Genomic DNA, 24,384 nt, shown 5'->3' with positions numbered 1-24,384 from the left:
TCCGGCAGGCTTCCGCCGGTGCCGCTACGGAAGCTGCTTGTCGATGGCCGACCGCCCTTCGGCGGCCAGCTTGCGCCGCGCCCACTCCAGCGTCCGCGGTGTCAGATCCCGCCCGGAGGCGAGCACCAGGTCCTCCGCGGTCGGCCGGTCGCTCCCGCCGGTGTGCAGGAGCCGGTCGGGAGTCACCTCCCGCCACTCGGGCCCGGCCGTGGTCACGGATACGGATACGGATACGGATTCGGGCTCTTCGCTCATGCCGCCTCCTCGTCCTTGCGGCAATTCTCGCGCCGCACGGCCGTGACCGCATCCGGGTCGGGAGTCGTCCGCCGGGCCGGTCCGGGGCCGGTTCCGGACCCGGCCCCGGACCGGCCCGGCTTCGCCGAGGCGCCTCGGCGGGGTCGCACGAGCCACCCTCACTTGACCTGCACATGATAGGTACGCAGCGTTCACACAGGGGGCACGGTGCGTGTGGAAGGCTCCCGGCTGACCACACACCACACACCACACGACCACCGCGACGCCGTCCCCAACCCAGTGCCGGCGTTCGTGGTGCCCGCGTTTCCGGAGAGGACACCCCACATGTCCCGTCGTCACCTGTTCTACGCGCGTCCACTACTGGCCACCGCGGCCGCCGTCGCCGTGCTCGCGGGCACCGCGGCCGCCGCACCGGCCCAGCCCCGGCCGGACAGGGCGGCCTCGGCGGCCCCGGCCACCGCCCTCGACGACACGTACTACCAGGACGCCCTCGGCAAGACCGGCACCGAGCTCAAGGGCGCCCTGCACACGATCATCAGCGACCAGACCAAGCTCTCCTACAGCCAGGTGTGGGACGCCCTCAAGAACACCGACGAGGACCCCGCCAACTCCTCCAACGTCATCCTCCTCTACACCGGGCGCTCGCAGTCCAAGAGCGAGAACGGCGGCAACGCGGACCAGTGGAACCGGGAGCACGTCTGGGCCAAGTCGCACGGCGACTTCGGCACGGCGACCGGCCCCGGCACCGACATCCACCACCTGCGTCCCGAGGATGTCTCGGTCAACTCCACCCGCGGCAACAAGGACTTCGACAACGGCGGCAGCCAGCTGGCCGAGGCCCCGGGCAACTACACCGACAGCGACTCCTTCGAACCGCGTGACGCGGTGAAGGGCGATGTCGCCCGGATGATCCTCTACATGGCGGTGCGCTACGAGGGCGACGACTCCTTCGCCGACCTCGAACCCAACGACCGGGTCGGCAACGGCTCCGCCCCGAACATCGGCAAGCTGTCCGTGCTGAAGCAGTGGAGCCAGGAAGACCCGCCGGACACCTTCGAAGAGCGGCGCAACGACGTCATATTCGACCGGTACCAGCACAACCGGAACCCGTTCATCGACCACCCCGAATGGGTCGAGGCCATCTGGTAGGCGGACCGCTCCGGCCACGTTCCCCGACGCGGACGGCACTCCGGCACGATGTGGCGCGCACCTGAACACGGGTGCCCTCCCACGCCACGTCGTGCCGCCGCGTCGGGGAGCGTTCCCGGCCGAGCCCTTCCGCCGCACCGGGCCGCCTCCGGTCAGCCGGCCCCCGGCAGTGCGTGAGCGCAGTACTCGACGGCCTGCTCGCGGGAGGCGTAGCGCGGCAGGTCCTGCCCGGTCCGCTCCCTGACGAGGTCGGGCGGGCCGAGCCGGTCGGCCGGGTCGACGACAGCCGCGCGCCGCCCGTCGCCCGCGAGGCGGGACAGCCCGGTGTGCAGCATCGCGAGGGCCACGGAGTCGATGGCGGTGACCTCGCGCAGGTCGAGCACGACGGAACCGGTCCGCTCCGGTCCGGACTCGTCCAGGGCGTACAGCACCCGTTCCGCGGCCGTGAAGTCGAGGGCGCCCTGCGCGGCGACCACTCCCACCCGTTCCCGCAGGGCCCGTTCGCGGTCGTCGGCGGGCGCGGAGGGCAGATCGTCGGCGGTGGTGGCGAGGGTGACGGTGGATCCGGGGAGCGCCGGGTTGTTCATCAGATGGAGTCCCAGCCGCCGCGACAGCGCGCCCAGCGCGGCGTGCCCGCGCACCGACGTGCCGGACGCGTCGAGCGGCGGGCTGTAGGTGGCCAGGCCGAACCGGGCCGGCCCCGCCGCGATCAGTCCGCCGGACACTCCGCTCTTGGCCGGCAGACCGACCCGCAGCAGCCAGTCGCCGGAGGCGTCGTACATGCCGCACGTGGCCATGACCGCGAGAACCTGCGCCGCGACCTCGGCCGAGACCACGGTCTCCCCCGTGTGCGGATTGATGCCGCCGTGGGCGAGGGTCGCGGCCATCGTGGCGAGATCGACGGCGGTGGCCCGGACGGCGCACTGCCGGAAGTACGTCTCCACCGCCGCCACGGGGTCGACGGGCAGGGTTCCGGCGCTGCGGATCAGATAGGCGAGCGCCCGGTTGCGGTCCCCGGTCGCGGCCTCGGAGGCGTACACCTCCTCGTCGACGTCGAGACGCCGTCCGGCGAAGCTGCCGAGGCAGTGCAGGATCCGGTCGAACGCGGGCTCGTCGGGGGTGTCGGGGATCAGCGCGGTGGTGACGATGGCACCGGCGTTGACCATGGCGTTGGCCGGCCGCCCGGTGACCGGTTCCAGGCTGATGGCGTTGAACGCCTCGCCGCTCGGTTCCGCGCTCACCCAGCGGCCCACCTCGTCGAGGCCGAGGACGGACAGGGCGAGCGCGTAGACGAACGGTTTGGAGACCGACTGAAGGGTGAAGGGGACCTCCGCCTCACCCACGCTGTAGCGATGCCCGTCCATGCTGACCAGGGCCAGCCCGAAGGCATCCGGGTCGGCGAGGGTCAGCTTCGGGATGTAGTCGGCCAGTTGGCCCACGCGTACGCCGATGAACTCGGCGCGCAGTTCCCGCAGGGCATCGGTCACGGCGTCGGCGGCGCTCACCGGGCCAGGCCCTCAGCCGCGCTCGGCCTGGGCGATCCGGGGGAAGGTCTTGATCCCTGCCGCCTTGCGGCTGTTGGCTTGTTCACTGACGGTCCGGTCCGGCGGGGCGCCCTCGAAGCCGAGGACGACGGAGTCGATCACCTTTCCGCCGGCGTCGACGAACTCCACCTTCACCGCGTAGAAAGCGGCCGCGCGGGTGGGGTTGGTGACCCGGACCAGAGCGCTGCGGAACTCCTCGGACTTCGCGACCGGCAACCCGTTCACGGACACGTCCGCGACCGCGTTGCCCCGGCCCTGGACGGCGTCCAGTTCCTTGACGGCCCGCTGCCTGACCCGTTCGGCCTCGGCGGAGACGGACGCGGCGAAGCTCTGCTGGGTGCGGGGGCTCTCCTCGGCGGACGGTGAACCCTCCGGTTCGGGAGTGAGCGTCCGTACGCTCCGGGACGTCCCCTCGCCGGAGGTGCCGGAGCTGCCGCAGGCCGCGGTCCCCGCGAGGATCACCGCGGCGAGCAGGGCGGGAACCAGGGCGCGGGCGGCGCGGTTGCCGCGCGGCAACCGCGGAGGGCTGTTCGGATTCACGGACGCTCCGTCCAATCGGGAAGGGTACCCCTGATGGTCAATTCGCCCATATTAGGATCAAAAGGTATGAATTGACTCGTTGGATCACCTGTTCCATACGGGAGCGGGGACAAGCCCTGGGAGGGAACGATGGATACGGATGCCCTGACCGCCGGTCTGTTGCGGGAACTGCGGGCGACCAGGCCCTATCCGGCCGTGTCCCTGACCATGCCGACCCACCGCCGGGCCCCGGACAACGCCCAGGACGCCGTACGGCTGCGCAACCTCGTGGCGGAGGCCGGCAACCGGCTGGAGGCCGACCCGCAGGTGACCCGCGAGGCCCGCGCCGCCGTCCTGGAACAGCTGGACCGGGCGGTCGCCGAGGTGGACCCGCGCCGGGCGCTGGACTCGCTGGTCATCCTCGCCACGGCCGACGAGTACCAGATCTGGCAGCTGCCCCGTACGGCACCCGAACGGGTGGTCCTGAGCGACACCTTCCTCACCCGCAACCTCGTCGCCGCGAAGGCGCAGGCCCGGCCGTTCTGGGTGCTCACCGTCGCCGCCGACCACGCGGCCCTGTGGAGCGGCACCGCGGACGCCGTCCGTCCGGAGGAGCGGGACGGCTTCCCGCTGACGGCGCCCAAGGAGGCGCCGAACCCGCAGCGCGAGGAGCGGATCGGCGACACCCCGAGCACCTTCAGCGACGAGGAGACGCGGCAGTTCCTGCGTACGGTCGACGAGAAGCTGCGCGCGGTGCTCGCCGCCGACCCGCGCCCGCTCCACCTCGTCGGTCTGGCGCCCGCGCTCGCCCTGCTCGACGAGGTCGGCGAGAGCGCCGGGTCGGCCATCGGCCGGGTCACCAAGGGCGCGCCGGCCGACATCTCCCCCGCCGAGCTGCTCCGGGAGCTGCGACCCGCGCTGGAGGCGGGTTCTGGCCGTACGGCGGACGAGATCGAGACCAGGCTCGACCACGCACGCGGCAGCCGCTCGTTCGCCGGTGGTCTCGATGAGGTGTGGGCCGCCGTACGGGAGGGCCGCGCCGGTCTCGTCGCGGTGGAGGAACACGTCCAGCGGACCGTCAAGGTGACGGACGAGCATCTGGAGCCGGTCGGCGTGGACACCGCGCAGACGGCGGACGGAGAGGTGCGCGAGGACATCGTGGACGAACTCGTCGAGGCGGCCCTGGACAGCGGCGCCGACGTCGTCTTCGTCGCCGATGACTCCCTCGCCGGACACGGACGGATCGCGGCGGCCCTGCGCTACTGACCCGGGAGCGACGCGGGCGGCCGGAGGGCGGCCGGAGAGTGCGGCTGCCCGGCCTGTGGCACCGCGAGGGCCGGACCGGCCCGCCCCATGCCCGGTGTCAGACGAGCCGACGGACGGGCCGGCCCGCGAGGAACGCCCGGATGTCCTCGACGGCCTGGCCGTAGTACGTCTCGTAGTTGCCGCGCGACACATAGCCGAGGTGCGGTGTGGCCAGCAGTCGTGGCGCGGTGCGCATCGGGTGTCCGGACGGGAGCGGCTCGACGTCGAACACGTCGACGCCCGCACCGGCGATGGTTCCGCCGTGCAGCGCGGCGAGCAGTGCGTCCTGGTCGACGATGGCGGCCCGGGAGGTGTTGATCAGATACGCGGTGGGGCGCATGAGGGCGAGCTCGGCCGCCCCGATCAGCCCCCGCGTACGCGCGCCGAGCGCCAGATGGAGGGAGACGAAGTCACTGGTCTCCAGCAGCTCTTCCTTGGAGGCGGCACGCCGGACCCCGACCTCCTCGGTGCGCTCCTTCGTGAGGTTCTGGCTCCACGCCACGACGTCCATGCCGAAGGCCCCGCCGACCGCGGCCACCCGGCCGCCGATCTTGCCCAGACCCAGCAGGCCGAGACGCCTGCCGTGCAGGTCGGCCCCGAGGGTGGACTGCCACGGGCCGCCGGTGCGCAGAGCGGTGGCCTCGGGAACGATCCCCCGGGCCAGGCCGAGCAGCAGCGCCCAGGTCAGCTCGACGGGTGCGGTGGCGGAGCTGGCGGTGCCGCAGACGGTGACGCCGTGCTGTTCGGCGGCGGCGAAGTCGATGACGGAGTTACGCATGCCGGAGGCGACGAGCAGCCTGAGCCGGGGCAGCCGGTCGAACAGCGTCGCCGGGAAACGGACACGCTCGCGCAGGGTGACCACGATCTCGAAGTCCGCCAGCGCGGCGGCCAGTTCGTCCTCCGTACCGAAGTGTGAGCGGAACGGGACGACCTCGACGTCCTCGGCCACCGGGGACCAGTCGACGACGGTGGTGGCGACGGACTGGAAGTCGTCGATCACGGCGCAGCGCAGCTTCACGGCACTCTCTCCCCCTCGTGGCATCGGACGCCCTCATGGTCGCCCATGGCGAAGGACGGCGGGCCCGCGGGTCGCGGGCGCGTCGGCCGCTCCACGTCCGGTCGGCGAACTCCACCTCGGAGGCGACCGGTTCTGGGGCCTGTGTGCGCGCCACGACGTCCACCGCACGCGCGGGTTCCCGTTACCGGTGGTCGGCGGTGGCCCGCCGGTCGCCCACGGCACGGTGGGCGTCGAGCAGGGCCAGGCGGGTGGCATCGGGGCTTTCGGGTTCGGCGGTGCCGACCAGGAGGTACTGGCCGGGCGCGTCCTGTACCTCGAAGGTCTGATAGGTGAGCCTCAGCCGCCCCGCCCGCGGATGGTGGAAGGTCTTGGTCCGGCTGCCCAGACGGCCGACGTCCTGGTGGCTCCACAGCACCGCGAACTCCTCGCTCTCGGCGAGCAGGCCATCGATCAGGGCGAGCATGCGGGAGCCGCGCCGCTCGTGGCCGTGGGCCAGCCGCAGCGCGGCGACGGTGTCCCGGGCCACGGTGTGCCAGTCGGCGAACAGTTCCCGGGCCGCGGGGTCACAGAACAGGGAACGGGCCATGGCGCGTGGGTCCGCCAGCGGGGAGAGCAAGGCATCGGCCAGGGCATTCGAGGCAAGGACATCCAGGCGCCGGTTGACCACGTAGGCCACAGCCGCCGGAAAGGCGTCCATCAGCCGCAGCAGTTGAGGCGCGACCCGCTCCTCATCAGGGGAGGGGGATGGAGATCTCGGCACGAGTCCGGCCAGGCGGTAGGCGTGCCAGCAGGCGTCGGAATCCAGGTGCAGGGCCCGCGCGAGGGCGTCGACGACCTGGCCCGAGGGGTGCCGTTCGCGGCCCTGTTCCAGCCGGGCGTAGTAGTCGGCGCTGACTCCTGCCAGGACAGCGACCTCTTCGCGCCGCAGTCCGCTGACCCGGCGGCCCCGCGAGCGGGGAAGGCCCACGTCGGCCGGGCTGAGGCGGGAGCGACGCGCCAGCAGGAATTCCCCCAGTTCATTGCCGCTCATGTCCGGATCGTACGCGTCCGGGGAGCGGCGCACCCAGGAAGCCCCGTCCTGCCGCTCGCGCACGATCGGACACATCCTGGGAGGACCGGCCGACGCACCCACGCGGCCGTCGACACGTCGAAGGGCAGAACATGAACCATCCGTCGACCCCGGTCGCCCCGAAGGTGGTCCTGATCACCGGGGCCAGCAGCGGTATCGGCGAGGCCACCGCCAGACGGCTCGCCGCCGCAGGCCACCAGGTGGTTCTCGGGGCGCGGCGCACCGACCGCCTCGCCGACCTCGCCCGGGACATCGAGGCCCGGGAGGGCAGCGCCTTTCCGTACGAACTCGATGTGACCGATCCAGCCGCCATGGAGTCCTTCGTCGCGGCCGCCCACGACCGCTACGGGCGTATCGACGTCCTGGTCAACAACGCCGGCGTGATGCCGTTGTCGCGTCTGGACGCGCTGAGGGTCGACGAGTGGAACCGCATGATCGACGTGAACCTGCACGGGGTCCTGCACGGCATCGCCGCCGTCCTGCCGATCATGCGGGCCCAGCACCGCGGGCACATCGTGAACATCTCCTCCGTGTCCGGGCTGAGGGTCGACCCGACCGCAGCCGTCTACAGCGCCACCAAGCACGCGGTCCGCGCCCTGTCGGAGGGCCTGCGCCAGGAGAGCCGGGAGCTGCGGGTCACCGCGATCAGCCCCGGCCTGACCCGGAGCGAGCTGACCGGGTCCATCGGCGACGGCGGAGTCAGGGACGCGGTGGAGGGACAGATGGGCATCGCGATCCCCGCCGCCGCGATCGGCGAGGCGGTCCTCTACGCCATCAGCCAGCCCGACGATGTGGATGTCAGCGAACTCGTCGTCCGGCCCACGGCCCAAGGATGAGAAGCGCGACGGAACATGGCGGAAGGACGTTACGGTTACGGCCGGACGGGTCCGTACCAGACCGTGGTGGCGTTGCAGAACTCGCGGATGCCGTGCCCGGAGAGCTCCCGCCCGTAGCCGGAGCGCTTGACCCCGCCGAAGGGCAGCGCGGGGTGTGAGGCGGTCATTCCGTTGAAGAAGACACCGCCCGTCTCCAGGTCGCGTACGCAGCGGTCCATCTCCGCCGGGTCCCTCGTCCATACGTTGGAACTGAGCCCGAAGGGGGTGTCGTTGGCCAGGCTCACCGCTTCGTCCAGGTCGGCGACGCGGTAGAGCGTGGCCACGGGGCCGAAGGTCTCCTCGCGGTGGACGCGCATCGACGGGGTGATCCCGGCGAGCACGGTGGGGCGGTAGAACCAGCCCCGGTCCAGGCCGCCGCCGCCCAGGTTCTCCGGCCTGCCGCCGCCGCACAGCACGCTCGCGCCACGGTCCACGGCGTCATCGACCAGCTCCTCCAGGTCGGTGCGGCCCTGCTCGCTGGCGAGCGGGCCGATATCGGTGGACTCCTCCATCGGGTCCCCGACGGTGAGTGCGGCCATGCCCGCGGTGAAGCGCTCGGCGAACGCGTCGTACACGTCGGTGTGGACGATGAAGCGCTTGGCGGCGATGCAGGACTGTCCGTTGTTCTGGACCCGCGCCGTCACCGCGGTCGCGGCGGCCTGCTCGATGTCCGCCGACGGCAGGACGAGGTACGGGTCGCTGCCGCCCAGTTCCAGTACGGTCTTCTTCACCTCGTCGCCCGCGATCGCCGCGACCGAGCGGCCGGCCGGTTCGCTGCCGGTGAGGGTGGCGGCGGCGACCCTGTTGTCGCGCAGGATCGCCTCCACCGCGCCGGAGCCGACCAGCAGCGTCCGGAAGCAGCCTGCGGGGAAGCCGGCCCGGTGGAACAGGTCCTCCAGATACAGGGCGGTCCCCGGCACGTTCGAGGCGTGCTTCAGCAGTCCGACGTTGCCCGCCATCAGCGCGGGGGCGGCGAAGCGCACCACCTGCCACAGCGGGAAGTTCCACGGCATCACGGCGAGGACGACGCCGAGGGGGCGGTAGCGGACCAGGGCACGGGCGGCGCCGGAGTCGTGCGCGTCGGCGTCCGTGGGGTGCTCGTCGGACAGCAGCCGTTCGGCGTTGGCCGCGTACCAGCGCATCGCCCTGGCGCACTTGGCGGCCTCCGCGCGGGCCGCCTTGACGGGCTTGCCCATCTCGGTGGTCATGGTGCGGGCGATGTCGTCCCGGTCCTCGTCCAGCAGGTCGGCGGCCCGGTTCAGCCGGTCCGCCCGCTCGGCGAAGGTGGTGGTCCGGTAGTGGCGGAAGGTGGTGTCGGCGTCAGCGAGCCTGCGCTCGATCTCCTCCTCGCCCAGCGCTTCGTACGTCTTGAGCAGCTCGCCGTTCGCGGGGTTGACCGTCGCGATGGGCATGGCAGTGGCCTCCTTGCATCGGTACTCCGACCGTGCCGCGCCCCGCCCTGCCGCGCAACGCGGCTCCTCGTCCCGCACACGTACCCGGCCGGCGCGGATCATGCGTGCTCGGGGGCACACGATCCACGCCGGCCGGAGGGCGTGCGCGGCGTTCACACCAGAACGGCGAGCGGCTGCGGCCGGGTCTCGGGTACGCCGTGCGGCGGGGTGAGCGGCAGCAGTTCCATGGTGCGCGGCGCCTCGGCGTAGCGGGTGAACCAGACCACTTTCCCGTCGGTGGTCCGGCAGGTTCCCCAGCTGTCGCTGAGGGCCATGACCCGGCTCAGTCCGCCGCCGGTGCCGAGCAGTCGGGGCATCTCGCGACCGTTGTCGGCGACCGACACCGTGAGGTGCCGTCCCGTCCAGCGGAGTTCGATGACGCACGCGTTGTCGTCACCGACATGTCGGCGGACGTTGGTCAGGAGCTCGTCCAGAGCGCGGCACACCGGCCGGACGTGCAGTTCGAGGCTCCAGTGACGCAGGTGTGCGGCGACGATCCGCCGCAGCTGGGAAACGCGCTCCGGGGACACCCGCAGATCGACCAGGTAGTGCCGGTCGAGTGGAACGGTCATCGTTGAGGCTCCTCACCGCCAGGCCCACGTGCTTCACCCTGATGAACCACCGACCCCCGAATACGAAGCGTGAGCACTTATCACTTCTAGGTCACTCATTAGAGTGACCCGAGAGTGCCGAATGCGCAACAGATAGGCCATTTGCCCTGATAACGCAGGTTTCGGAGGCGGGAATCTTCTGTCAGGCCCGCGCCCCGGCCGGGAGCCTGCCTCTCGCCCGCCCCTTCGGAGGGTCAGGGCAGATAGGGCAGCAACCGGTCCGGGGTGAGCGGCAGTTCACGCAGTCTCGCTCCGGTGGCGTGGCGCACGGCGTTCCCGATGGCGGCGGCGGTGCCGACGGTGCCGATCTCCCCGATGCCCTTGCTGCCCATGGGGTTGAGGTGCGGGTCCTCCTCTTCGATCCAGTGGGCCTGGATGTCGGGCACGTCCGCGTGGGCCGGCACATGGTAGGAGGCGAGATCGCTCTGGGTGAAGTCGCCGAAGACGGGGTCCAGGGTGCTTCCCTCGGTCAGGGCCATGCCCAGGCCCATGACCATGCCGCCGATGAACTGGGAGCGTGCGGTACGGGAGTTGAGGATGCGCCCGGCCGCGTACACGCCGAGCAGCCGCCGCACCCGGATCTCTCCCGTGACGGTGTCGACGGCCGCCTCGGCGAAGTGGGCGCCGAACGCGTGACGCGCGTACGGGGATTTCGCGGCGGTCTCCTGTTCCGTGTCGGCGGTGACGGTGAGTCCGTCGGCGGGGAGCGCCCCGGTGTGCTCGTCCAGCCGTGCGGCGAGGGCGGCGGCGGCCTTGTGCACCGCCCAGCCCCAGGAGGCGGTACCGGAGGAGCCGCCGGCCAGCGGGGCGGTGGGCAGGTCGCTGTCTCCGATGGCGATCCGGACGTTCTCCACGGGTGTGCCGAGGGCCGAGGCGGCGATCTGCGCGAGGACCGTACGCGCACCGGTGCCGATGTCCGTCGCGTTGACGGCGATGCGGAAGCCGCCGTCCGGGGCCGCGTGCGCCGACGCGGAGGAGCGGGAGACGAGTACGGGGTACGTCGCCGAGGCCACCCCGGTGCCGAGCAGCCACGGCCCGTCCCGGCGGGTGGCGGGCGCGGGGTCCCGGTCGTACCAGCCGAAGCGTTCGGCGCCCTCGCGCAGGCAGGCGGACAGGCCCCGGCTGCTGAACGGGCGGCCGCTGTCCGGTTCGCTCGCCGGTTCGTTGCGCAGGCGCAGTTCGACCGGGTCGAGGCCGAGAGCGCAGGCCAGTTCGTCCATCGCCGACTCCAGCGCGTACATCCCGGACGCCTCCCCCGGTGCGCGCATCCAGGACGGGCTGGGGACGTCCAGTGCGGCCACCCGATGGGTGGTGCGGCTGTGCGGGGAGATGTACATGGTGCGGGCTGGCACGGCGGCCTGCTCGACGAACTCCTTGACCGTGGAGGTGTGGGTGACCGCCTCGTGGGCGAGCGCGGTGAGGATTCCGTCGAGGTCGGCGCCGAGCCGCACCCGTTGCACCGTGGGGGCACGGTGCCCGACGACCGCGGCCAACTGGCTGCGGGGCAGGGACAGTTTGACCGGGCGTCCGGTGTGCCGGGCCGCCATGGCGGCGAGCACCACCTGGGGGCGCGCGGTGCCCTTGGAACCGAAGCCGCCGCCGACGTGCTCGGAGACGACGGTGATCTGCGAGGGTTCGAGGCCGAGGACCGAGGCGAGGCTGTCGCGGACCGCGGTGGAGCCCTGGCTGGAGTCATGGACGGTCAGATGCCCGTCGGCCCACACCGCGGTGGAGGCGTGCGGCTCCATGGGGTGGTTGTGCAGGGCGCCGAGGCGGTAGGTCGCGTCGATCTGTACGGGGGCCGCGGCGAAGGCTCCGTCGAAGTCGCCGCGTTCCCGGACGGCCGGGTGGCCGCCGTTGGCCTGTTCCGGGGTGTAGAGGCCCGGATGGTCCTCGGTGAGCGTGACGTCGTGCGGGGCGCGTGCGTACTCGATCCGGAGGACGCCGGCGCCTTCCTTGGCGGATTCGAGGCTGTCCGCCACCACAAGGGCGATGTACCAGCCGTGATGCGGGACGCGGTCGTCCTGGAGAACGGCGAGGATCGGATCGTCGGGCTCCTTGAGCCGCGGGGCGTTCTCGTGGGTGAGGACGGCGTGGACGCCCGGGACGGCGAGGGCGTCGGCGGTGCGCACGGCGGTGACGCGCCCGGCGGCGATGGTGGCGGGGACGGGCCAGGCGTACAGACAGCCGGGCGGGGTGTGCTCCGCCGCGTAGCGCGCGGTGCCGGTGACCTTGTCCAGGGCCTCGTGGCGGACGACGGGAGCGCCCAGCGGGTGGGGGGCGTGGCTCATGGCGGGGGTCCTTGATCCGGTGTCGGGTCGTTGGGGGGATGCGGGCGATCGGGGACGGGGCGAATTGCGGGTGCGGCGTACGGGCGCGGTGGCGCCGGTCTCAGCCGGTCGGGGCGGGTTGACCGGTGGGTTTCAGGCCGTCGGGGCGGGTTGCCCGGTCAGTTCGCTCAGGGCGTCGACCGCCATCCTGCGGGCGAGGTCCACCTTGAACGCGTTGTCGCGCAGCGGCCGGGCGGCGTCGAGTTCGGCGTCCGCCGCCCGCGCGAACGTGGCCCTCGTGGCGGGTGCGCCCCGCAGGACGCCTTCCGCCACGCGGGCGCGCCAGGGCCGGTGGGCGAGTCCGCCGAAGGCCAGTGCGGCGTGCGCGATGCGCCCGTCTCGTACCTGGACGAGCGCGGCGACGGAGGCCAGGGCGAAGGCGTACGAGGCCCGGTCGCGGGCCTTGCGGTAGAGGGAGACGGCGCCGTCGGGGCGCGGTGGGAGCAGCACGTCGGTGATCAGTTCACCGGGCCGGACAACGGTGTCCTGATCCGGGTTCTCGCCGGGGAGCCGGTGGAATTCGGTGAGGGGTACGGCCCGTTCGCCCTCGGGTCCGAGCAGCAGGACGGTGGCGTCGAGCGCGGCCAGGGCGACCGCCATGTCCGAGGGGTTGGTGGCGACGCACTCCGCGGAGTGCCCCAGGACCGCGAGGTCGCGGTGGGCGCCCTCGCGGGCGGGACAGCCGGAGCCGGGTGAGCGCTTGTTGCAGGGCTTCGAGATGTCCTGGAAGTACGGGCAGCGGGTGCGCTGGAGCAGGTTTCCGCCGGTGGTGGCCGTGTTGCGGAGCTGTCCCGAGGCTCCGGCCAGCAGGGCCTGCGAGAGGGCGGGGTAGTGGACGCGTACGTCCGGATGCGCGGCGAGGTCGCTGTTGCGTACCGTCGCGCCGATGCGCAGGCCGCCGTCCGGGGTACGGGTCACCCGGTCCAGCGGCAGCCCGCCGATGTCGATGAGCAGTCCGGGCGTCTCGACCCCGAGTTTCATCAGGTCGACGAGGTTGGTGCCGCCGCCGAGGAACCGGGAGCCGGGCCGGGCGGCGCCGAGGCGAACGGCCTCGGCGGCGGACGCGGGGCGCAGATAGGCGAACGGTTTCACGGCGCCACGTCCTCGATCGCTTCGACAATGCGGGGGTAGGCGCCACAGCGGCACAGGTTGCCGCTCATGCGCTCGCGGATCTCGTCCGCGTCCAGGGCGGCGGGTCCGCCGGGCCCGGTGGACCGGGGGGTGATGTGCGAGGGGAAGCCGTCCGCCGCCTCGCCGAGCATGCCGACGGCGGAACAGATCTGTCCCGGAGTGCAGTAGCCGCACTGGAGCGCGTCCCGCTCCACGAAGGCCCGCTGCACGGGGTGCGGCGAGTCCCCGTCGGCCAGCCCTTCGACGGTGGTGACCGAGGCGCCGTCGTGGGCGACGGCCAGCAGCAGACAGCTGTTGGCGCGGCGCCCGTCGACGATCACGGTGCAGGCACCGCACTGTCCGTGGTCGCAGCCCTTCTTCGCCCCGGTGAGCCCCAGGTGCTCACGCAGCATGTCCAGGACGGTGGTGCGGTGGTCGAGGGTCAGGGCCGTCGCGGTGCCGTTGACGTACAGGGTGAGGGTGGAGCGCTCGTCGGCGGCCCGGCGCCGTCCGGTGCCGTGGCTTCCGGCGTCCCGTGGCATGGAGTCGAGGGGTTCCATCAGTGGCTCTCCAGCCGCAGTCGGACTTCTTCCTCCTGGTCACCGGCCGCCGTGCCGACGACCCGTACCGTGAACGCGCCCGTCAACTGACTGCGCAATCGCTCGACGGCCCAGTAGCCGCCCTGCACGTCGACCGTGACCGGGCCCGAGAGCTGCGCGGGTTCGGCCGCCGCTTTCGCTTCGGACACGTCGACCGTGGCCATCCACACGGTCGGGCGCGGTCCCGAGCCCTCCTGGGGTGCGTCGCTCTCAAGGCGGTCGGAGTCGAAGGAGCGGCGCAGCACGTCGAACACGGTCCTCGCGTCCTCCGTGGCGCATCCGGTCAGCGCGACCACGACTTCACGGCCCGCCGGGTGGTCTCGACTCTGCTCTCGCGTGCTGTTCACCGTGGTTCCTTCCGCTGGGAGCCGGGAATTCGGGGACCCCCTCCAGGCTCACCCCGCAGCCGGCCGGCGGCGACACGAGAGCGCCACCCGGCCGCCCGCCCTCCGCCGTACCCGGCGGACCCCGATGATCCGCAGACCATGGAGCCGGGCGCACCATATGAAACATTTTTTCTTTTACATCCCTATAAAACATGAATTCACGTGATTAGCTGACTGATGGGCCTTTTCCGGGGTATGCGGCATGCATGGACGTAACGAACGGAGCCCAGGCTTCCCTCGCCACCACGCTCGCGGACGCGGGCGCCCTCGGGGTCGTGCTGCCCATCGCCGGGGTCGCCGTGGTGGCCGTGCTGATCGGCGCCTTCTGGTGGGGCATGCGCAAACGGGACGCGGAACTGCCGCCTCCACGCCCGGACGAACAGCCTCACAAGCCTGACCACCGCAGCCATATCGAGGAGCCCGACAAGCACGGCTCGGACCGGTTTCCCGAGGACGGCCGGGGCTTGTCGCCGTACGAGCTCGGTGATCACGGCAATGAGGTGATCCCGCCCGACGTGGATCCCCCGCAGAACCGATGAAGGCAGTGGGGTCATGAGCGCAAACTCATCGGGTACGGCGCCGGGTGCGGCGCCGCTGACAGGAGCGGGGGCACCGTGCTGGGTCAATCTGATGACCCGCGATCTGGTGGCCGCGCAGCAGTTCTACGGTGATGTGCTGGGCTGGACGTTCCGCCCGGGAAGGCTCGGCCAGGAGTTCTCCGTCGCACGCCGCGACGGGGTGCCCGTCGCCGGGATCAGCGCCATATCGGCCGTCTACCAGGTCGCCGTGGCCTGGATGCCGTACTTCGCCGTCGAGGACGCCGACATCGCCTCCGCCCGGATCCGTGAGCGCAGCGGAACGGTGGCGGTGGGCCCGCTGGCGCTCGGCAAGGGGCGCGGGGTCCTGGCGGCCGACCGGGACGGTGCGGCGTTCGGCCTCTGGGAGCGGACCGCGCCCGCCACCTCGCCCCCCGCACCGGACGACCATTCGCACGCCTGGCTGCGGCTGCGGACCCGGAACGCGTTCGATGCCGCGATCTTCTACGGCCAGGTGCTCGACTGGGCCACCGGGCGTCCCGGCTGCTGCGACGTCGCGTACGAGGGGGAAGAGGTCATCGTGCGGTGCGACGGGCGCCCGCTGGCCCGGATCAGCTCCGGAGCGGTGGAGGCCGCCGTGGACCCCGTGGTGCGCCCGCGCTGGCAGGTCCAGTTCCCCGTGGCGGACCTGGCGGAGACGGTCGCGGCCGCACGGCGGCACGGCGGCACGCTGATCGAGGAGCAGGCCGTGCTCCGGGGCCGTGAGGCGACCCTGCGGGACCCGGACGGCGCGCTCTTCACCATCACCGATGTGCGCAGCCCCGCGCTCACGGGCGAGTGACCCGGCCAGTCCTGCGGGCCGGGCCGCCCGGCAGGCGGAAATCAGCCATCGCGTCCTGGGCCCTCGACGCCCTTCCGCGCCCGCGCCTAGGATCACTCGCACGGCATCGCGCGTCGGTCACCGGCCGGGTGAGGCGTGGAGGTAGCCCGTGAGATGCCCGTTGGAGGCATTCCACAGTGTCAGTCGAGTTGAATCACACCATCGTTCATTGCCGGGACAATCGGGAATCCGCCGAGTTCCTGGCGCACCTTCTGGACCTGGACGTCGGGGCGGAATGGGGCCCCTTCATTCCGGTCGTCCTCGCGAACGGCGTCACCCTGGACTTCGCGACGATTCCCGAGGGTTCGATCACGATGCAGCACTACGCCTTCCTCATTTCGGAGGCGGAGTTCGACACGGCGTTCGCCCGGATCAAGGAACAGGGCATCGCGTACTACGGCGATCCCCACAAGAAGCTCCCCGGCGAGATCAACCACAACGACGGCGGCCGGGGCGTGTACTTCATCGATCCGAACGGTCATGCCCTGGAGCTGATCACGCGTCCGTACGGCGGCTGGTCGTAGCCCTCGGATTCCCTGAGCGCGTCAGAACGTGGAGGGCGCCCGGCCGCTGTCGGCCGGGCGCCCTCCATGCGTATCCGCCGGAAACAGTAGCCATGGACACCGGTCGCGTCGCTGCACGGCATGCGGCGCGCCGGCGAGCGGCCCGGTCAACGCCCCGCGTCTGGGGCGGGATACCCGCCGAGGACCTGGCCGCCGCCTGACGCGTCCTCGCCCCGGTCACCGAGCGAGCCAATGCGGAGCTTGCGGCGCTGACCGCCTGACCGCCCCTCCGGGAGGGTTCCGTCGCGTCCCCGCCGCCGCGCGAAGGCCACCACGTCGTACGCCGTCTCATGTGCCACCCCGCGGCGACACTGTCCGGGCGGCGGGTCGCTCAAACGACCGCGAGCATCAGTTCGGGCCGGTCCCACATCACCGCGGGCGGGTTGGCGGCCAGGGTGCCGGTGCGCTCGGCCCCCACGCTGCGGTAGAAACCCTCGGCGGGCGGGTGCGAGACGATACGCACACCGCTCAGCCCGGCCCGCCGCGCCTCGTCGCGCAGATGGCCGACGAGGAGCCGGCCGATGCCGAGCCCCTGGGCGTCGTCGGCGACGAACATCAGGTCGAGCTCGGGCGGCGAGAGGACCAGCGAGTAGAAGCCGAACACCCGGGGGTTGGCAGCGCCGCTTCCGGGACCGGCGGCGGTGGCGGCCGTGCCCGTGGCCACGAAGACCTGGTGCGTCTCGATGTAGTCCGGCCCGACCCGGTAGCCCGCCACCATCGGCGCGTAGGGACCTTCGTACGCGCGCGAGGCCCTGACCAACCGCGTGAGCCGTTTGGCGTCGCCCGCCGTCGCCCGCCGGATCACCACGTCGTCGCGGTGCGGGCCGCCCCGGGAGGTCGTCATGCTGGACGTCATACAGGAAGTATTACGTATCGGTCAGGTAGGCGTTCACAGGCGGCGCCAGCGGGCGGAGGCGAACGAGAACACCCCGAACAGCACGAGGCCGAAGGCGACCGCGATCAGCAGCCATGGACCCGCCGGGGTCGTGGCGAAGCTGCGGAGCGTCTCGTCGACCCCCTTGGCCTCGTCCGGTTCGAAGCGGAGCGCCGCGACCACGACGAAGAGACCCGCCGCGGCGAACACGGCGCCGCGCGCCACTCCCCCGCCGACGCCGAGCACCGTGACCGCCCGCTTGGTCCTGCGGCTCATCGCGCCCGTGTCCAGGCGGCGCAGGAAGCGCCTCAGCCCCGCGCGCCCGGCGAGTACGACGCCGACGCCGATCAGCACACAGCCCGCGGCGCCCACCATGACCTGCCCGTAGGGAAGTCCCAGCGCCTTGGCCGTCCAGTCGCGCGACTGGGCGTCACCGTCGGCCCCCTGGCCCTGCCCGGCCGCGTAGACGGCCGTTCCCCAGCCGACGGAGACATAGAAGACGGCCCGGCCCGCGTCCAGCAGCCGCGAACCCGCCTGCTTGGCGCCGCCGCCCTTGCCGCGGACCGCGCGGGAGCCCCGCCACAGGGCCATGCCCGCGAAACCGACGACCAGTGTCCACAGCATCACGTCGCCGAAGGGCTGCGCGGCGATCTGCCCCAGCGCGCCCTGCCGGTCGGCCTGTTCCCCGCGGTCGCCGAGACCGATCCGGGCCGCCAGGACCCCTATGAGGACATAGACCACGCCGCGGGCCATGAATCCCGCCCGGCCTGCGGCGGTGAACGTCTCGCGCGGGGCGGAGCGTTGGGCGGAGCGTCTGCCTCCCCGCTTCGCTCCACCACGTCGCCCATGGGCGTGTGCTGATGTCACGTCGGCCTCCTTCATCTCCTGGTGCGCGGCACGGTTGCGTACAACGCGAGTGCCCGGAGCGAGGACTTCGATGCGTCGGACGCGGACCGGTCCGGCTTCGACGGGTCCTGCGGGCAGCAGGGAAGGCAGGAAGGGAAGGGAAGGGAAGGGAGCCCCGGGAAGGGGAAGGGGGACGGAACGGGGGCGGACGTGTCAGGCGCGGCCGTGCTCGGCGCGCCATCCCTGGACGGCCGCCTCGACGTCGAAGGGCGTGAGGTTCAGCGGCGGCCCCGCGGGCGGCATCAGGATCGCCTTCCGGATCCTTTCGTTCACCTCGGTCAGGATCCGCCGCACCTCGGCCTCGTTCCTGGCTCCGGGCACCGCGTCGCGGGCATCCTCCGCCTCTTTGCGCAGCGCCAGGGCCGGCGGCAGTACGGACAGTCCCTCACGCTGCATCTTCGCCTTGATCCACCATGCCTCGTCGTACGGGCGTTCCAGGCCGGCGAGTGGCTTGCCGAAACCGGGCAGCCGGGAGAAGTCACCACGCTGTTCGGCCTCACGGATCTGCTTGTCGACCCAGGATTCGAAACTGACCCCGGCAGGCTTCCGTTCAGTCACCGTGTGCCCCTCTCGAAGGACTTCCGATCCGGCACATTCACGATACACAGACCGGCATTCACGGTACACAGACAGGCCCGCCGGAGGCGCCGTGGCACTCGCCCCCGGGCCCCGGTCAGGACCCCGCGTGGCCCGCGTGCACGGTGAAGGCGACGGTGCGGACCTTGTCGTCGTGCCGGAAGCCCAGGAACAGCCGATAGGTGCCCTCGCCGGTCGCGGTCGCCGTGAAGGACACCTCCGGGCCGGGCCCGCCCTCGTTCGGGCGGACGTGCAGATGGGCCAGGTCGCCCGAGCGCAGGGCGACGAGGTGCCCGTACGCCCCGAGGCAGGGCCGGAGGTCGGTGACCGGGCGGCCGTTCCCGCTCACGGTGAGCTTGAGTGTGAGCGTGGGGGGTTCGAGATCCAGGGTGAAGCCGCTCTCGGAGATCCGCAGCCCACCGGCCGCGCGTCCGCACGCATCGAGGTCCGCGCCCTCCCCTCCTGCGGTCGTCTCCCCTCCTTGGTCCAGGTGGCCGACGGCGTCGTTGACGGCGCCGGTGCCGTCGATGACGGACGGCCGGAGCAGGTGTCCCGCCAACACCCGTGAATATACTCCCCAGGGGTATGAAGTCAGCCGGGAGAGGCCGCTGTCAGGCAGGCATCACCAGCTCGCCGCGCAGCCGCTCCATCGCGGGTTCGGGAATCCGCAGCCCGTCGCGCACATATCCGTCGAGCCCGCCCCACCGCTCGTCCATGGCGTCCAGCGCCACCTCCAGATAGCGGGGGCGGACCTCGGTGATCGCGGAGGCGATGTCGGGGTCGCCGCCCGCGTCGAGGAACTTCCGCACGTACGGCGCGAACGCCGCCCGCACCGCCGGGTTCACCGCCAGGAACTCCGCCCTGACGACCTCCCGCGACGCACCCACGATCATCAGGAGGAGGGCCGCCGCCCAGCCGGTACGGTCCTTGCCCGCCGTGCAGTGGAAGAGCACCGGTCTCGCCCGCGGATCGGCCGCCGTCTCCACGAGGGCCCGGTACGCGGCCGCGGCACCGGGCAGGAGCACCAGCTGCCGATAGGTGTCGGCGAACAGCTCCTCGGCCTTGCCGCCGCCCAGCGCCCGGCTCGCCTCCTCCGGGTCGGCCAGCAGCGCGCGCAGCCTGGCCGGGGCGACACTCGAATGCCCCCCGAGCACATCGGCGACGAAGAGCCTGGCCCCGGCCGGCAGCCGGTCCGGGGCCCACTGGCGCTCATCGGCGGTGCGCAGGTCGACGACGGTACGGATGCCGAGTGCGGCCACCGCCATGTCGTGTTGCGGATCGAGGTCGCTCAATTGCCCCGAGCGCAGGAGGACTCCCTGCCGCACCCGGTGGCCGCGCCCCAGGGCGATGCCGCCCAGATCGCGCAGATTGACAACGGTGGCGGCCGGGACGGCCCGGGCGGTCTGCACGATGAAATGCCTCTTTCCCCGATTAACTACGTGAATTGCGCATATCAGGATCAACGTCGCACGCGGCGCGGGAATCGACAACGGAAAACGCCGGATACCACCCCGGGGCATAGGCCGGTCGCCGGTCCCCGGCGCGCGGGGAGCGACCCCGCCACGCCCGTGCCGCCCACTCCGCCGCCCCGTCTGCCGGGCCGGTTACGCCACGGTCCGTAAAGGATCAAGTGCGTTCCGGAGAGGGCAAGGTCACAGACGGTGCCCCTGCTGCTCATTCCATGCCCTGCCCTAACATCTGAGCATGACGGTCCTGCCTGCTGACGGGCTCCCTCCGGCCGCCGGGTTCCCTGACCCCTCCCATGACCAGTGGCAGAGCCTCGTCGAAGGCGTTCTGCGCAAGTCGGGCAAGGAAGTCTCGGGCGCGGCAGCGGAGGAAGCGCTGTCCACCACGCTGGAGGACGGGCTCACCACCCGGCCCCTCTACACCTCGCACGACACCTCGCCCGACACCGGCTTCCCCGGCTTCGCCCCCTTCACCAGAGGCAGCAGGGCCGAGGGGACCGCAGCGGCCGGCTGGGACGTACGGCAGCGCCACGCGCTGGCCGACCCCGCCCGGCTCAACGAGGCCCTGCTCGGCGATCTGGAGAACGGCGTCACCTCGCTGTGGCTGGCCGTGGGCGCCCCCACCGGGATTCCGGTCTCCGGCCTCGCCCGCGCACTGGACGGCGTCTATCTCGACCTGGCACCCGTCGCCCTCGACGCCCCCACCGAATTCGACTCAGCGGTACGGGAGTTGCTCCGCCTGTACGAGGAGCGGGGGGTGTCGAAGGACGCCGCGCGCGGCAGTCTCGGCGCGGACCCGCTCGGGCACGCGGCCCGCACCGGCACCGAGCCCGGCCTCACCGCCGCCGTCCATTGGGCACGGGTGTGCGACCGCGAGTATCCCGGGCTGCGCGCGATGGGCGTGGACGCGCTGCCTTACCACGAGGCCGGTGGTTCGGCCGCCGAGGAGCTGGGCCTCTCCCTGGCGACCGGGGTCGCCTATCTGCGGGCGCTGACCGGGTCCGGGATGTCCGTCGAAGCGGCCTGCGCACAGTTGGAGTTCCGTTACGCGGCCACCGCCGACCAGTTCCTGACCATCGCCAAACTGCGCGCCGCACGTCGGCTGTGGGCACGGGTCGCCGAGGCGTGCGGGGCCGCCGGAGCGGGTGCGCAGCGTCAGCACGCCGTGACCTCGCCGGTGATGATGACGCGCCGTGATCCGTGGGTGAACATGCTCCGGACCACACTGGCCGCTCTGGCCGCGGGCGTCGGCGGGGCCGACGCCGTCACCGTGCTGCCGTTCGATCACGCGCTGGGCCTGCCGGACGCGTTCGCCCGGCGGATCGCCCGCAACACCTCGACGATCCTGATGGAGGAGTCGCATCTGGCGCGGGTCATCGACCCGGCGGGCGGCTCCTGGTACGTGGAGCGGCTCACCGACGAACTCGCCGCTGCCGCCTGGTCCTTCTTCCAGGAGATCGAGCGGGCGGGCGGCCAGGCCGCCGCCCTGCGCTCCGGGCTGGTCGCGGAGCGGCTCGCGGCCACCTGGGCGGCCCGGTCCAAGGACCTGGCGCGGCGCAAGGAGCCGGTGACCGGGGTCAGCGAGTTCCCGCAGCTGGCGGAGCGGCCGGTGGAGCGCGAGCCCGTGCCCGTCGGCTCCGGCGCGCCGGAGGGCGGGCTGCCGAGGGTCCGCCGCGACGAGGCGTTCGAGGCGCTGCGGGCCCGTTCGGACGCTCACCTGGCGGCCACGGGGGCGCGTCCGAAGGTGTTCATCGCCGCGCTGGGCCCCGCCTCGGCACACACGGCGCGGGCTTCCTTCGCGTCGAACCTCTTCCTCGCCGGCGGGATCGAGGCGGTGCACGACCCGGTGTCCGTGGACGCGTCGACGGCCGCCGGGGCGTTCGCCGCCAGTGGGGCGACGGTCGCATGCCTGTGCTCCTCCGACCCGCTCTACGCGGAGCACGCGGAAGGGGTGGCTTCGGCGCTCAGGTCCGCGGGAGCCGGTCAGGTGTTCCTCGCCGGGCGGCCCGGGTACCACCCCGGTGTCGACTCCTTCGTCTTCGCCGGCTGCGACGCGATCGCCGTCCTCTCCTCCGTACTCGACCGCATGGGAGTGGCGTGATGCAGACCCCCGACACCCGCGAGACCTCCACAGCTCCGGGGACACCGGTGAGCCCGGTCCCGGACTTCTCCACCGTCCCGCTGGAGTCCGAGGCACCGCCCACCGCGACGGCCGACGCGTGGCGGGCCGCGGTGAAGGAGTCGACCGGCGGCCTTGAGACCGATCTGCTGTGGGAGACCCCCGAGGGCATCACGGTCAAGCCGCTCTACACCGGGCAGGATCTCGAAGGTCTGGACTCCCTCGGGACGTACCCGGGCATCGCACCGTATCTGCGCGGCCCGTATCCGACGATGTACGTCAACCAGCCCTGGACCATCCGGCAGTACGCGGGTTTCTCCACCGCCGAGGAGTCCAACGCCTTCTACCGGCGCAACCTCGCGGCCGGGCAGAAGGGCCTCTCCGTCGCCTTCGATCTGCCCACCCACCGCGGCTACGACAGCGACCACCCCCGGGTGACGGGCGACGTCGGCATGGCGGGGGTCGCCATCGACTCGATCTACGACATGCGTCAGCTCTTCGACGGCATCCCGCTGGACAGGATGTCGGTGTCGATGACGATGAACGGCGCGGTGCTCCCCGTGCTGGCGCTGTACATCGTGGCCGCCGAGGAGCAGGGCGTACCGCCGGAAAAGCTGGCCGGGACCATTCAGAACGACATCCTCAAGGAGTTCATGGTCCGCAACACCTACATCTATCCGCCCGGCCCGTCGATGCGGATCATCTCCGACATCTTCGCGTTCACCTCGCAGAAGATGCCGCGCTACAACTCGATCTCCATCTCCGGCTATCACATCCAGGAGGCCGGGGCCACGGCCGATCTGGAGCTGGCCTACACCCTGGCCGACGGCGTGGAGTATCTGCGGGCGGGCCGGGCGGCGGGGCTCGACGTGGACGCGTTCGCGCCGCGGCTCTCCTTCTTCTGGGCGATCGGCATGAACTTCTTCATGGAGATCGCCAAGCTGCGGGCGGCCCGGCTGCTGTGGGCCAGGCTGGTCCGGGAGTTCGAGCCGAAGAACGCCAAGTCCCTTTCCCTGCGCACCCATTCACAGACCTCGGGCTGGTCCCTGACCGCGCAGGACGTGTTCAACAACGTCACCAGGACCTGCGTGGAGGCCATGGCCGCCACCCAGGGGCACACCCAGTCGCTGCACACGAACGCGCTGGACGAGGCGCTGGCCCTGCCGACGGACTTCTCGGCGCGGATCGCCCGCAACACCCAACTGCTGCTCCAGCAGGAGTCCGGCACCTGCCGGGTCATCGACCCGTGGGGCGGCAGCGCGTACGTGGAGAAGCTGACGCACGACCTGGCGGAGCGGGCCTGGCAGCACATCGAGGAGGTCGAGGCGGCCGGAGGAATGGCGAAGGCCATCGACGCGGGCATCCCGAAGCTCCGGGTCGAGGAGGCCGCCGCCCGCACCCAGGCCCGGATCGACTCGGGGCGCCAGCCCGTCATCGGGGTCAACAAGTACCGGGTGGAGACCGATGAGCAGATCGATGTGCTCAAGGTCGACAACTCCTCCGTCCGCGCCCAGCAGATCGAGAAGCTGCGCCGGCTGCGCGAGGAGCGCGACGAGACGGTCTGCCAGGACGCGTTGCGCGCGCTGACGGACGCGGCCGGGCGGGACCCGGGACCGGGCCTGGAGGGCAATCTGCTGGCGCTGGCGGTCGAGGCCGCGCGCGCCATGGCCACGGTCGGGGAGATCTCGGACGCGCTGGAGAAGGTCTACGGCAGGCACGCGGGCCAGATCCGTACGATCTCCGGGGTGTACCGCAAAGAGGCAGGAGAGTCCCCCTCGGTGGACCGCACGCGCAAGCTGGTCGACGAGTTCGAGGAGGCGGAGGGCCGCCGCCCGCGCATCCTGGTCGCCAAGATGGGCCAGGACGGCCACGACCGCGGCCAGAAGGTCATCGCGACCGCCTTCGCCGACCTGGGCTTCGACGTCGACGTCGGCCCGCTGTTCCAGACGCCGGGCGAGGTCGCCCGGCAGGCGGTCGAGGCCGACGTGCACATCGTGGGCGTCTCCTCGCTGGCCGCCGGGCACCTCACCCTCGTACCGGCGCTGCGCGAGGAACTGGCCGCGGAGGGACGCGAGGACATCATGATCGTGGTGGGCGGGGTGATTCCGCCGCAGGACATCGAGGCCCTGCACGAGGCGGGCGCCGCTTCGGTGTTCCCGCCGGGAACGGTGATCCCGGATGCCGCCCACGACCTGGTCACGCGGCTCGCCGCCGCGCTCGGCCACGAGCTGAGCCGCTGACCG

General features: G+C 72.0%; 23 protein-coding genes and 1 pseudogene. 8 read left to right on the top strand and 16 right to left on the bottom strand.

From position 1 onward, the window contains the following. Positions 1–24: 24 nt before the first annotated feature. Complete coding sequence (locus OG413_RS37380) at positions 25–255, bottom strand: hypothetical protein (RefSeq protein ID WP_266813495.1); 231 nt, start codon at positions 253–255, stop codon at positions 25–27. 324 nt (positions 256–579) lie between these two features. Between OG413_RS37380 and OG413_RS37375 the strand changes: the two genes are divergently transcribed. After that, positions 580–1,404, top strand: a complete 825-nt coding sequence (locus OG413_RS37375; RefSeq protein ID WP_266813493.1) for an endonuclease I family protein — start codon at positions 580–582, stop codon at positions 1,402–1,404. A 152-nt stretch (positions 1,405–1,556) separates the two neighbouring features. On the opposite strand, the gene glsA is transcribed toward OG413_RS37375, so the two are convergent. Together glsA and OG413_RS37365 are read right to left on the bottom strand one after the other, a co-directional pair. Then, positions 1,557–2,909, bottom strand: a complete 1,353-nt coding sequence (gene glsA, locus OG413_RS37370) for a glutaminase A (protein ID WP_266813491.1) — start codon at positions 2,907–2,909, stop codon at positions 1,557–1,559. Positions 2,910–2,921: 12 nt separating this feature from the next. Then, complete coding sequence (locus OG413_RS37365; RefSeq protein ID WP_266813489.1) at positions 2,922–3,488, bottom strand: hypothetical protein; 567 nt, start codon at positions 3,486–3,488, stop codon at positions 2,922–2,924. 129 nt (positions 3,489–3,617) lie between these two features. Here OG413_RS37365 and OG413_RS37360 point away from each other — a divergent pair, with 129 nt between their 5' ends. Next, positions 3,618–4,733, top strand: a complete 1,116-nt coding sequence (locus OG413_RS37360; protein ID WP_266813487.1) for a chemotaxis protein — start codon at positions 3,618–3,620, stop codon at positions 4,731–4,733. A 97-nt stretch (positions 4,734–4,830) separates the two neighbouring features. On the opposite strand, the gene OG413_RS37355 is transcribed toward OG413_RS37360, so the two are convergent. Next, the gene (locus OG413_RS37355; protein WP_266813486.1) at positions 4,831–5,790 is read right to left on the bottom strand and encodes a D-2-hydroxyacid dehydrogenase family protein; all 960 of its coding nucleotides are present in this window, start codon (positions 5,788–5,790) and stop codon (positions 4,831–4,833) included. A 181-nt stretch (positions 5,791–5,971) separates the two neighbouring features. After that, positions 5,972–6,820, bottom strand: coding sequence for a helix-turn-helix domain-containing protein (locus OG413_RS37350; RefSeq protein WP_266813485.1), 849 nt, complete (start codon positions 6,818–6,820; stop codon positions 5,972–5,974). Between the two features lie 131 nt (positions 6,821–6,951). Between OG413_RS37350 and OG413_RS37345 the strand changes: the two genes are divergently transcribed. Next, positions 6,952–7,695 carry an SDR family oxidoreductase gene (locus OG413_RS37345; protein ID WP_266813483.1) on the top strand — a complete coding sequence of 248 codons (744 nt, stop codon included), beginning with the start codon at positions 6,952–6,954 and terminating at the stop codon, positions 7,693–7,695. A 35-nt stretch (positions 7,696–7,730) separates the two neighbouring features. Here OG413_RS37345 and OG413_RS37340 read toward each other — a convergent pair whose 3' ends face one another. The 6 genes from OG413_RS37340 to OG413_RS37315 all read right to left on the bottom strand — a co-directional run bounded on the left by OG413_RS37340 (position 7,731) and on the right by OG413_RS37315 (position 14,182). Continuing rightward, positions 7,731–9,146: an NADP-dependent succinic semialdehyde dehydrogenase gene (locus OG413_RS37340; RefSeq protein WP_266813482.1), complete on the bottom strand. Its 1,416-nt coding sequence runs from the start codon at positions 9,144–9,146 to the stop codon at positions 7,731–7,733. A 152-nt stretch (positions 9,147–9,298) separates the two neighbouring features. Then, positions 9,299–9,757 (bottom strand): ATP-binding protein, encoded by a 459-nt coding sequence (locus OG413_RS37335; protein WP_266813481.1) that lies wholly within the window; start codon positions 9,755–9,757, stop codon positions 9,299–9,301. Between the two features lie 233 nt (positions 9,758–9,990). After that, positions 9,991–12,087: a xanthine dehydrogenase family protein molybdopterin-binding subunit gene (locus OG413_RS37330; protein ID WP_266813480.1), complete on the bottom strand. Its 2,097-nt coding sequence runs from the start codon at positions 12,085–12,087 to the stop codon at positions 9,991–9,993. A gap of 132 nt (positions 12,088–12,219) precedes the next feature. Continuing rightward, positions 12,220–13,218, bottom strand: a complete 999-nt coding sequence (locus tag OG413_RS37325) for a xanthine dehydrogenase family protein subunit M (RefSeq protein ID WP_266813478.1) — start codon at positions 13,216–13,218, stop codon at positions 12,220–12,222. Continuing rightward, positions 13,215–13,778 (bottom strand): 2Fe-2S iron-sulfur cluster-binding protein, encoded by a 564-nt coding sequence (locus OG413_RS37320; RefSeq protein ID WP_266814262.1) that lies wholly within the window; start codon positions 13,776–13,778, stop codon positions 13,215–13,217. Before OG413_RS37320 ends, OG413_RS37325 begins: the two co-directional genes overlap by 4 nt. A 17-nt stretch (positions 13,779–13,795) precedes the next feature. Further along, entirely contained in the window at positions 13,796–14,182 is a 387-nt protein-coding gene (locus OG413_RS37315; RefSeq protein ID WP_266813476.1) for a hypothetical protein, read from the bottom strand. A 245-nt stretch (positions 14,183–14,427) separates the two neighbouring features. Here OG413_RS37315 and OG413_RS37310 point away from each other — a divergent pair, with 245 nt between their 5' ends. From OG413_RS37310 to OG413_RS37300, 3 genes are all read left to right on the top strand, one after another. Beyond that, complete coding sequence (locus OG413_RS37310) at positions 14,428–14,760, top strand: DUF6479 family protein (RefSeq protein ID WP_266813474.1); 333 nt, start codon at positions 14,428–14,430, stop codon at positions 14,758–14,760. Between the two features lie 13 nt (positions 14,761–14,773). After that, positions 14,774–15,598 (top strand): VOC family protein, encoded by an 825-nt coding sequence (locus tag OG413_RS37305; protein ID WP_266813472.1) that lies wholly within the window; start codon positions 14,774–14,776, stop codon positions 15,596–15,598. Between the two features lie 176 nt (positions 15,599–15,774). Continuing rightward, entirely contained in the window at positions 15,775–16,161 is a 387-nt protein-coding gene (locus OG413_RS37300) for a VOC family protein (RefSeq protein ID WP_266813470.1), read from the top strand. 370 nt (positions 16,162–16,531) lie between these two features. Here OG413_RS37300 and OG413_RS37295 read toward each other — a convergent pair whose 3' ends face one another. The 5 genes and pseudogenes from OG413_RS37295 to OG413_RS37275 all read right to left on the bottom strand — a co-directional run bounded on the left by OG413_RS37295 (position 16,532) and on the right by OG413_RS37275 (position 19,965). Next, a complete protein-coding gene (locus OG413_RS37295) occupies positions 16,532–17,056 on the bottom strand; it encodes a GNAT family N-acetyltransferase (protein ID WP_266813468.1) in 525 nt (174 codons plus the stop codon). Positions 17,057–17,089: 33 nt separating this feature from the next. Next, positions 17,090–17,941, bottom strand: a complete 852-nt coding sequence (locus OG413_RS37290; protein WP_266813466.1) for a DUF1206 domain-containing protein — start codon at positions 17,939–17,941, stop codon at positions 17,090–17,092. 192 nt (positions 17,942–18,133) lie between these two features. Beyond that, positions 18,134–18,538 (bottom strand): DUF1992 domain-containing protein, encoded by a 405-nt coding sequence (locus OG413_RS37285; protein ID WP_266813464.1) that lies wholly within the window; start codon positions 18,536–18,538, stop codon positions 18,134–18,136. Between the two features lie 115 nt (positions 18,539–18,653). Beyond that, positions 18,654–18,917 (bottom strand): annotated as a pseudogene (locus OG413_RS37280) (hypothetical protein); the annotation flags it as partial. 250 nt (positions 18,918–19,167) lie between these two features. Continuing rightward, positions 19,168–19,965, bottom strand: a complete 798-nt coding sequence (locus OG413_RS37275; RefSeq protein ID WP_266813462.1) for a tyrosine-protein phosphatase — start codon at positions 19,963–19,965, stop codon at positions 19,168–19,170. A 295-nt stretch (positions 19,966–20,260) separates the two neighbouring features. Here OG413_RS37275 and OG413_RS37270 point away from each other — a divergent pair, with 295 nt between their 5' ends. Both OG413_RS37270 and scpA read left to right on the top strand, forming a co-directional pair. Continuing rightward, positions 20,261–22,123, top strand: a complete 1,863-nt coding sequence (locus OG413_RS37270; RefSeq protein WP_266813460.1) for a methylmalonyl-CoA mutase family protein — start codon at positions 20,261–20,263, stop codon at positions 22,121–22,123. Continuing rightward, positions 22,123–24,381, top strand: coding sequence for a methylmalonyl-CoA mutase (gene scpA / locus OG413_RS37265; RefSeq protein ID WP_266813458.1), 2,259 nt, complete (start codon positions 22,123–22,125; stop codon positions 24,379–24,381). Before OG413_RS37270 ends, scpA begins: the two co-directional genes overlap by 1 nt. Positions 24,382–24,384: the final 3 nt, after the last annotated feature.

The organism is Streptomyces sp. NBC_01433 (genome assembly GCF_026340105.1).
Lineage (GTDB): Bacteria > Actinomycetota > Actinomycetes > Streptomycetales > Streptomycetaceae > Streptomyces.
The sequence above is the reverse complement of the archived record's forward strand: the minus strand, read 5'-3'. Positions and strand labels throughout refer to the sequence as shown.